Origin of the sequence: Nguyenibacter vanlangensis (assembly GCF_013376155.1) — a bacterium.
Taxonomy (GTDB): Bacteria; Pseudomonadota; Alphaproteobacteria; order Acetobacterales; family Acetobacteraceae; genus Gluconacetobacter; species Gluconacetobacter vanlangensis.
This window is the reverse complement of record NZ_JABXXP010000068.1, coordinates 1-9,419: the sequence shown is the minus strand read 5'-3', so window position 1 is coordinate 9,419 and position 9,419 is coordinate 1. Positions and strand designations below refer to the sequence as shown.

The window sequence follows — 9,419 nt, the reverse complement described above, 5'->3', positions numbered from 1 at the left end:
TCGATCCTGGATGAAGCCGCGCTGGTCCCGGTGATGGAAGGCGCCAGCCTGGTCGTCAACCTGGTGGGCATCCTGAGTCCCCAGGGACAAGGGGGACGGGGCCAGGGACGGAGGCAAGCGGACTTTTCGGCCATCCATGTCGAGGCCGCCGGACGCGTCGCGCGGCTGGCGGCCTCGGCCGGGGTCGCGCGCATGGTGCATGTCTCGGCCATCGGCGCCTCGGCCCGCAGCCCCTCCGCCTATGGCCGCAGCAAGGCGGCGGGCGAGGATGCGGTGCTGCGCGACCAGCCCCGGGCGACCATCGTCCGGCCGTCGCTGATCTTCGGCGCGGGGGACCATTTCCTGACCCTGTTTGCGGCCATGGCGCGCTACAGCCCGGTTGTCCCGGTCTACGGCGCCGCCACGCGGGTCCAGCCCGTCCATGTCGCGGACGTGGCCGAGGCCATCCGGCGCATCCTGGCGTCGGACGGGCACCAGGGCGAGATCTACGAACTGGCCGGCCCGCGCGTCTGGACCATGGAGGCTCTGATACGCTGGGTAGTCGCGTTCATCGGCCGCCGCCGGCTGGTCTTCGCCATGCCCCGCGCCCTGGCCTATTGGCAGGCCCTGCTGCTGGAAAATCTGCCCGGGCATCTGCTGACCCGCGACCAGTTGGCTATGCTGTCGGTCGATAACGTGGCGCAGGACGGGATGCGCGGACTGGGCACGCTGGGGATCGACCCCGTGCCGGTCGAAATGATTGCACCGACCTATCTGGCGCGATATAAAATTACTTAACGCGTCAAAACAATATATTAAGCGGCCAATATGTCCGAATCGGACCATTGTGACGGGCTGTTTTCAACCGTCCGCGCATGTCTGTGTGGATATTTTCGGATAATGGGTCAGTCTTGCTGTCTTTATTGACGGCCGGCCGTGGCGTAGGTGTTCCGCCGAAACGGGTGGCCGCCGATCGGCCGGTCCGAATCCTGCAGGGGGAAGCCGATGGCCGAGCGCATGCTCAAATTCGTCACCGTGGCGCAAAGCCAGCCCGACAAGCGGTCGGTGTCCGAACGCAACGCGGATTTCGACGAGATCTATCGCGCCTTCGCCGTCGACCAGGCCGAACGCCAGGCAAGCCGCTGCTCGCAATGCGGGGTGCCGTTCTGTTCGATCCATTGCCCGCTGGGCAATAATATCCCCGACTGGCTGAAAATGACGGCCGAGGGACGGCTGGAGGAAGCCTATGCCCTGTCCTCGGCCACGAACAATTTCCCCGAGATCTGTGGCCGGATCTGCCCCCAGGACCGGCTGTGTGAGGGCAATTGCGTGATCGAGAAGGGCTTCGAGAGCGTCACCATCGGCGCCGTCGAACGCTTCATCACCGATACCGCCTTCGCCAATGGCTGGGTCGCGCCGATCAGCCCGCCCGTCGAGCGCGCGGCCTCGATCGGCATCGTCGGCGCCGGCCCCGGCGGCCTGGCCGCGGCGATGCAACTGCGCGAACTGGGCTATCAGGTCCATGTCTATGACCGGTATGACCGTGTCGGCGGCCTGATGGTCTACGGCATTCCCGGCTTCAAGCTGGAGAAGGACATCGTCGCCCGCCGGCACCTGTACCTCGAGGAATCCGGCGTACGCTTCCATCTGGGCGTGGACGTCGCCGACCGCGACGGCGAGGGGCGGATCGCGTTCGCCACGCTGCGCGCCCGGCATGACGCGGTGCTGATCGCGACCGGTGTCTATAAATCCCGCGATATCGGCGGCCCCGGCGCCGGCCTGCCCGGCATCGTCAAGGCGCTGGATTACCTGACCGCGTCCAACAGGACGTCGCTGGGCGACAATGTCGTGGCGTTCGAGAGCGGTGAACTGAATGCCGCCGGCAAGTCCGTGGTGGTGATCGGCGGCGGCGACACGGCGATGGATTGCGTGCGCACCGCCGTCCGCCAGGGCGCGAAATCGGTCAAATGCCTCTATCGCCGCGACCGCGCCAACATGCCCGGCTCGATCCGCGAGGTGAAGAACGCCGAGGAAGAGGGCGTCGATTTCGTCTGGCTGGCCGCGCCCGAGGCGTTCCTGGGCGACGCGCGGGTCGGCGCCGTGCGCGCCACGCGGATGAAGCTGGGCCTGCCCGATGCCTCGGGCCGGCAGTCGGTCGAGCCGGTCGAGGGCAGCGCGTTCGTGCTGGAGGCCGACCTGGTGGTCAAGGCGCTGGGCTTCGACCCCGAGGCGCTGCCGACCCTGTGGGGGCAGTCCGACCTGGCCGTGTCGCGCTGGGGCACGCTGCGGGTCGACCATGAAAGCTTCATGACCAGCCTGCCGGGCGTTTTCGCGGCGGGCGACATTGTGCGCGGGGCCAGCCTGGTGGTCTGGGCGATTCGCGATGGACGGGATGCCGCGGCGCAGATGCACCGCTGGCTGGAAGAACGGGCGGCGGTGGCCGCCCAGGCGGCGGAGTGACGAAGATGGACCAGTTTCCCCAAGGCCGGGATCAGGACCTGGATCAGGGCCAGCGCTTCGTCGCCGACTGGCATGACAACGCCCGCGCCATCGCCGGGCTGTACGACCCGTCGCAGGAACATGATGCGTGCGGCGTCGGGCTGGTGGCCGCGCTGGACGGCCGCAGGCGGCGCGACGTGGTCGAGGCCGGGATTTCGGCGCTGAAGGCCGTCTGGCATCGCGGCGCCGTCGACGCCGACGGCAAGACCGGCGACGGCGCCGGCATCCATGTCGAAATCCCGCAGGATTTCTTCGCCGCCGCCATCCATAGCGGCGGCGAGGGCTGCGTGGACAGCCAGATCGCCGTCGGCATGATCTTCCTGCCCAAGACCGACCTGGCGGCGCAGGAACGCTGCCGCCAGATCATCGAGGCCGAGATCCTGGCCTTCGGCTACGGGATCTATGGCTGGCGCCAGGTGCCCATCAACACCGCCTGCATCGGCGAGAAGGCGAACGCCACCCGGCCCGAGATCGAACAGATCCTGATCCGCAACCCCCGCGGCACGGACGAGGAAACGTTCGAGCGCGACCTGTACGTCATCCGCCGCCGGATCGAGAAGAGCGCGATCGCCAACCAGGTCGACCTGTATGTCTGTTCGCTGTCCTGCCGGTCGGTGGTCTACAAGGGCATGTTCCTGGCCGAGCATCTGACGGATTTCTATCCCGACCTGCTGGATCCGCGCTTCGTCAGCCGCTTCGCGATCTATCACCAGCGCTACTCGACCAACACCTTCCCGACCTGGAAGCTGGCGCAGCCCTTCCGCCGCCTGGCGCATAACGGCGAGATCAACACGATCTCGGGCAACGCCAACTGGATGAAGAGCCACGAGACGCGCCTGGCCGACCCGCTGCTGGACCCGTACATGGACGACCTGAAGCCGGTGGTGCAGGCCAGCGGCTCGGATACGGCGATCCTGGACAACGTGTTCGAACTGCTGACCTTCGCCGGGCGCGACGCGCCGATGGTCAAGGCGCTGATGGTGCCGGCCAGCGTGGGCGGCAACTCGGCGATGCCGCAGCAGCACAAGGACATGTACGCGTACTGCAACGCGGTGATGGAGCCGTGGGATGGGCCGGCGGCGCTGTGCGCCACCGACGGGCGCTGGGTCGTGGCCGGCCTGGACCGCAGCGGCCTGCGCCCCCTGCGCTATACCGTGACGGCGAACAACCTGCTGATCGTGGGTTCGGAAACCGGCATGGTGAAGGTGCCCGAATCGGACATCGTCCGTCGCGGCCGGCTGGGCCCGGGACAGATGATCGGCCTGGACCTGCAGGAACCCAGGCTGTACGGCAACGAGGCCCTGCTGGACCTGCTGGCCGCGCGCCAGGATTTCGGCGCCTGGGTCAAGCATATCCAGAAGGTCGGCTCGGTCGTGCGCGCCGACGTGCACGAACCCGTCCTGTTCGGCCGGGACGAGCTGCGCCGCCGCCAGCTTGCGGTCGGCACGACGCTGGAGGAACTGGAGACCATCCTGCACCCGATGGTCGAAACCGCCGCCGAGGCCGTCGGCTCGATGGGCGACGACGCGCCGCTGGCGGTGCTGTCGTCGCGCTATCGCGGCCTGGCCCATTATTTCCGCCAGGCGTTCAGCCAGGTCACCAACCCGCCGATCGACAGCCTGCGCGAAACCCGGGTCATGAGCCTGGTGACCCGGCTGGGCAATCTGGGCAACATCCTGGAAGAGTCGGAAAACCAGTGCGACCTGCTGCAGCTTCCCAGCCCGGTGCTGACCAGCGGCGAATATGAATCGCTGCTGGCCTTCTGCGGCGACAGCGCGTTCGTCATCGACTGCACCTTCCCGGCGGCGCAGGGCGAGGCCGGGCTGCGCGACGCCATCGCCCGCATCCGCCAGGAAGCCGAGGACCGGGTGCGCGAAGGCTGTACCCACCTGTTCCTGACTGACCAGGACCAGTCGGGCGAGCGCGCCTATATCCCGATGATCCTGGCGACGGCGGCGGTGCATACGCATCTGGTGCGCCAGTCGCTGCGCACCTTCACCTCGCTGAACGTGCGCTCGGCCGAGGCGCTGGACGTGCATGCCGTCGCGGTGACGATCGGGGTGGGGGCCACCACCGTCAATCCGTACCTGGCGCAGGAAAGCATCGCCGATCGCGTCGCGCGCGGCCTGTTCGGCGAGATGTCGCTGCGCGAGGCGGTCGAGCGCTATCGCAAGGCCGTGGACAAGGGCCTGCTGAAAGTGATGTCCAAGATGGGCATCTCGATCGTCTCGGCCTATCGCGGCGGCTATAATTTCGAGGCGATCGGCCTGTCGCGGGCGCTGACGGCGGAATTCTTCCCCGGCATGCCCTCGCGCATCTCGGGCATCGGCCTGTCGGGCATCTCGACCAACGTGCTCAGCTTCCACCAGGCCGCGTGGAACCGCGCCGTGACCCCGCTGCCGGTCGGCGGCCAGTACAAGCTGCGCCGCAACGGCGAGGTCCATGCCTTCGACGGCAACCTGATCCACATGCTGCAGACGGCGGTGGCGACGGACGATTTCTCGATCTATCGCCGCTATGCCGACGCGGTGCGGCGCATGCCGCCGGTGGCGCTGCGCGACCTGCTGGATTTCAAGGGCGGCCGCACCCCGATCCCCGTCGAGGCGGTGGAAAGCATCACCCAGCTTCGCAAGCGCCTGATCGCGCCGGGAATCTCGCTGGGCGCGCTCAGCCCCGAAGCGCACGAGACCCTGTCGATCGCCATGAACCGGATCGGCGCCAAGTCCGATTCGGGCGAGGGCGGTGAGGATCCGTCCCGCGCCAGGCCGCGCCCCAACGGCGACAACGCGTCCTCGGCCATCAAGCAGATCGCCTCGGGCCGTTTCGGCGTCACCGCGCAGTACCTGAATGATTGCCGCGAGATCGAAATCAAGGTGGCCCAGGGCGCCAAGCCCGGCGAGGGCGGGCAGTTGCCCGGCTTCAAGGTCACCGGGATGATCGCCAAGCTGCGCCATGCGACGCCGGGGGTCACGCTGATCAGCCCGCCGCCGCATCACGACATCTATTCGATCGAAGACCTGGCGCAGTTGATCTACGACCTGAAGCAGATCAACCCCGAGGCCACCGTGACGGTGAAGCTGGTCGCGCGCTCGGGCATCGGCACGATCGCCGCCGGCGTGGCCAAGGCCAAGGCCGACGCGATCCTGATTTCCGGCCATAGCGGCGGCACCGGCGCCAGCCCGCAAAGCTCGGTCAAATATGCCGGCCTGCCGTGGGAACTGGGCCTGGCCGAGGCGCACCAGGTGCTGATGCTCAACCGCCTGCGCCACCGGGTGAAGCTGCGCACCGACGGCGGGCTCAAGACCGGGCGCGACGTGGTGATCGCCGCCATGCTGGGGGCCGAGGAGTTCGGCATCGGCACCGCCAGCCTGGTGGCCATGGGCTGCATCATGGTCCGGCAATGCCACTCCAACACCTGCCCGGTCGGCGTGTGCACCCAGGACGAGGCCCTGCGCGAGAAGTTCGAGGGCACGCCCGAGAAGGTCATCAACCTATTCTCGTTCATCGCCGAGGACGTGCGCAACATCCTGGCCTCGCTGGGCTTCTCCAGCCTGAACGAGGTGATCGGCCGCACCGACCTGCTCAAGCAGGTCTCGCGCGGCGCCGACTACCTGGACGATCTGGACCTGAACTCGCTGCTGGCCCAGGCCGACCCCGGCCCGCATGCGCGCTATTGCACGCTGGAAGGCCGCAACGAGGTGCCCGAGACGCTGGACGCGCAGATGATCGCCGACGCGCGGCCGCTGTTCGACCATGGCGAGAAGATGCAGCTTCACTACAACGTGCAGAACACGCATCGCGCCATCGGCACGCGCATTTCCTCGCTGATCGTGCGGCAGTTCGGCATGGACCGCCTGGCGCCCGGGCACCTGACGGTGCGGTTGCGCGGCTCGGCCGGCCAGTCGCTGGGCGCGTTCGCGGTCCAGGGGCTGAAGCTCGAAGTGCTGGGCGACGCCAACGACTATGTCGGCAAGGGCCTGTCGGGCGCCACCATCGTGGTGCGGCAATCGCCGTCCTCGAACCTGGTGTCGAACGAAAACGCGATCATCGGCAACACCGTGCTGTATGGCGCGACGGCCGGCGCGCTCTATGCGGCGGGGCAGGCGGGCGAGCGCTTCGCGGTGCGCAATTCCGGCGCGGTCGCCGTCGTCGAGGGCTGCGGCTCGAACGGCTGCGAATACATGACCGGCGGTACCGTGGTGATCCTGGGCGAGATCGGCGACAATTTCGGTGCCGGCTTCACGGGCGGCATGGCCTTCGTCTATGACGCGCATGATACGTTCGAGCAGCGGGTCAACCCCGACACGCTGCTGTGGAATCGCGTCACCGACCCGAAATGGGAAGCCACGCTGCGCAAGCTGGTCGAGGCCCACGCGCACGAGACCCGCAGCCGCTATGCGGAATTGCTGCTGCATGAATGGGACCGCGCCCTGCCGCGTTTCTGGCATGTCGTGCCGCGCGAATATGCGCGGGTGATCGGCTACACGCCGGCCGTGGAAACCGCGCGCAGCGCCTGAGCGCGCGATCGGCGGGCGCGATCGATATCGGTGACTGGCATCGTGGACGGCCGGGGGAAATCCCCGGCCGTTCGCCGTTCATCGCTCGCCGTCTGGCGCGCCGGGGTCGCGCCCGCACGCATTCCGCACTAGATATTAGGGCAGAACGGTCACCGCGCACGCGGGACGCCTGCATGGGGATGGCAACGAAGATGGCTATACAGATGCTTCTTTCCGCATGGTCCGACCGGCTGGGCTTACGCGCGGCCGGGGGCGCGGCCGGGGGATCGGCGGTGGCGGCAGCCACCATGGGCGACCTGCCGCGCTGGGACCTGTCCGACCTGTATGACGATCGCGATTCCGAGCGCCTGCGCCAGGACCTGGCCCAGGCCGGATCCGACGCCGAAGCCTTCGCCCGGACCTGGCGTGGCCGCCTGGCCGACGTTCCGGCTGCCGAGCTGGCGCGCGCGATCGCCGAGTATCAGCGGATCGACGAAATCCTGGGCCGTGCCGCGTCCTATGCGCAATTGCTGTTCGCCGCCGATTCGTCCGATCCGGCGAACGGCCGCTTCTCGCAGTCGGTCAATGAACGGCTGACGGATATTTCGACCCACCTGCTGTTCTTCACCCTGGAACTCAACCGCATCGGCGAGCAGGAGATGCAGGATCGCCTGGCCGATCCGGCCCTGGCCCCCTGGACGCCCTTCCTGCGCGACCTGCGGGTGTTCCGCCCCCATCAATTGTCCGACGAGGTCGAACAGGTCCTGCACGAGAAATCGGTGACCGGGGCCACGGCCTGGTGCCGCCTGTTCGACGAGACGATGTCCGCCCTGCGCATCCCGCTTGACGGGCATGACCTGACGGTGGGCGAGGCATTGAACCGGCTGTCCGATCCCGACCGCGCCCTGCGCGCGCGGGCGGCCGCGGCGATCGGCACGGTGTTCGGCGACAATATCCGGCTGTTCGCGCTGATCACCAACACGCTGGCCAAGGACAAGGCGATCTCGGACGGCTTGCGCCATTATCCGCGCTCCGGCTCGTACCGCAACCGCAGCAACATGGTCGAGGACGCGGTCGTCGACGCGCTGGTCCAGGCTGTGACGTCGGATTATCCGCGCCTGTCCCACCGCTATTACGCGCTGAAGGCGAAATGGCTGGGACTGGACAAGCTGGAACATTGGGACCGCAACGCCCCCCTGCCATCGGCCGACGACAGGGTGATCCCCTGGGACGAAGCCTCGCGGCAGGTCCTGGGCGCCTACGAATCCTTCGATCCGCGCATGGGCGCCGTGGCGCGCCGCTTCTTCGACAATGCCTGGATCGACGCGATGCCGTCCCCCGGCAAGGCGTCCGGCGCCTTCGCCCATCCCACCGTGCCGTCGGCGCATCCCTATCTGCTGCTGAATTATCACGGCCGCACCCGCGACGTGATGACCCTGGCGCACGAGCTGGGGCACGGCGTGCACCAGGTGCTGGCCGCCCCGCAGGGCTATCTGATGTCGGGCACGCCGCTGACCCTGGCGGAAACCGCCAGCGTGTTCGGCGAGATGCTGACCTTCCGCGCCCTGCTGGATGCCGAGACCGATCCGGTCCGCCGCCGCATCATGCTGGCCGGCAAGGTCGAGGACATGCTGAACACGGTGGTGCGCCAGATCGCGTTCTACCGGTTCGAGACCCTGCTGCATGACGAGCGCAGGACCGGCGAATTGCTGCCCGAGCGCATCGGCGCCCTCTGGCGGCAGGTCCAGGCCGAAAGCCTGGGGCCGGCCTTCAATTTCACGCCGGAATACGACGTGTACTGGACCTATGTCCCGCATTTCGTCCATTCTCCGTTCTACGTCTATGCCTATGCGTTCGGGGATTGCCTGGTGAACGCGCTCTATGGCGTGTTCCAGTCCGGACATCCCGGCTTCCAGGACAAATATCTGGACATGCTGCGGGCCGGCGGGACCAGGCGGCATCGCGAATTGCTGGCGCCCTTCGGGCTGGACGCGGCCGATCCGGGCTTCTGGCGCAAGGGGCTGGACGTGATCGCCGGATTTATCGACGAGCTGGAGCGTGCCTGACGTGGCGGATGAACGGGACCTCGACAATACCGGGCTGTTCGGCGAAATCCGCCGGATGGTCCGGACATCGGGCGCGATGGGCGGGATCGCGGCCCGCATCGCGGGGCACAGGATGGGCCTGCGCACCGACCTCGCCACCCATGCAGGGGACCTGAAATCGGTGCTGGGCGGCCTGAAAGGGCCGCTGATGAAGGGTGCGCAGCTTCTCTCGACCATTCCCGGCGCGTTGCCCGAGGAATATGCCGTCGAACTGGCGCAGTTGCAGTCGAACGCTCCGCCGATGGGCTGGGGCTTCGTGCGCCGGCGCATGGCGACCGAACTGGGCCGCGACTGGGAACGCCGCTTCGCGCGGTTCGAGCACGAGGCCGCCGCCGCCGCC

General features: G+C 67.8%; 5 protein-coding genes. All 5 read left to right on the top strand.

The genetic code is table 11. The annotated features are described in order from the left end of the window. Positions 1-777: complex I NDUFA9 subunit family protein (locus HUK84_RS06155; protein ID WP_176639491.1), on the top strand; the 777-nt coding region annotated here is incomplete at its 5' end. Between the two features lie 207 nt (positions 778-984). Next, a complete protein-coding gene (locus HUK84_RS06150; RefSeq protein ID WP_176639490.1) occupies positions 985-2,439 on the top strand; it encodes an NAD(P)-dependent oxidoreductase in 1,455 nt (484 codons plus the stop codon). Between the two features lie 5 nt (positions 2,440-2,444). Beyond that, on the top strand, positions 2,445-6,995 hold the full coding sequence (gltB, locus tag HUK84_RS06145; protein ID WP_176639489.1) for a glutamate synthase large subunit: 4,551 nt from the start codon (positions 2,445-2,447) through the stop codon (positions 6,993-6,995). Between the two features lie 203 nt (positions 6,996-7,198). Next, positions 7,199-9,040: a M3 family oligoendopeptidase gene (locus HUK84_RS06140; protein WP_374729273.1), complete on the top strand. Its 1,842-nt coding sequence runs from the start codon at positions 7,199-7,201 to the stop codon at positions 9,038-9,040. Positions 9,041-9,095: 55 nt separating this feature from the next. Next, a partial coding sequence (locus HUK84_RS06135; protein WP_176639492.1) for an AarF/UbiB family protein occupies positions 9,096-9,419 on the top strand: 324 nt, incomplete at its 3' end.

What these genes read in the sequence shown, in the direction of transcription:
- HUK84_RS06150 (WP_176639490.1), top strand. Translation starts at nt 985, where the DNA reads ATGGCCGAGCGCATGCTCAAATTCGTCACCGTGGCGCAAAGCCAGCCC.
- gltB (WP_176639489.1), top strand. Translation starts at nt 2,445, where the DNA reads ATGGACCAGTTTCCCCAAGGCCGGGATCAGGACCTGGATCAGGGCCAG.
- HUK84_RS06140 (WP_374729273.1), top strand. Translation starts at nt 7,199, where the DNA reads ATGCTTCTTTCCGCATGGTCCGACCGGCTGGGCTTACGCGCGGCCGGG.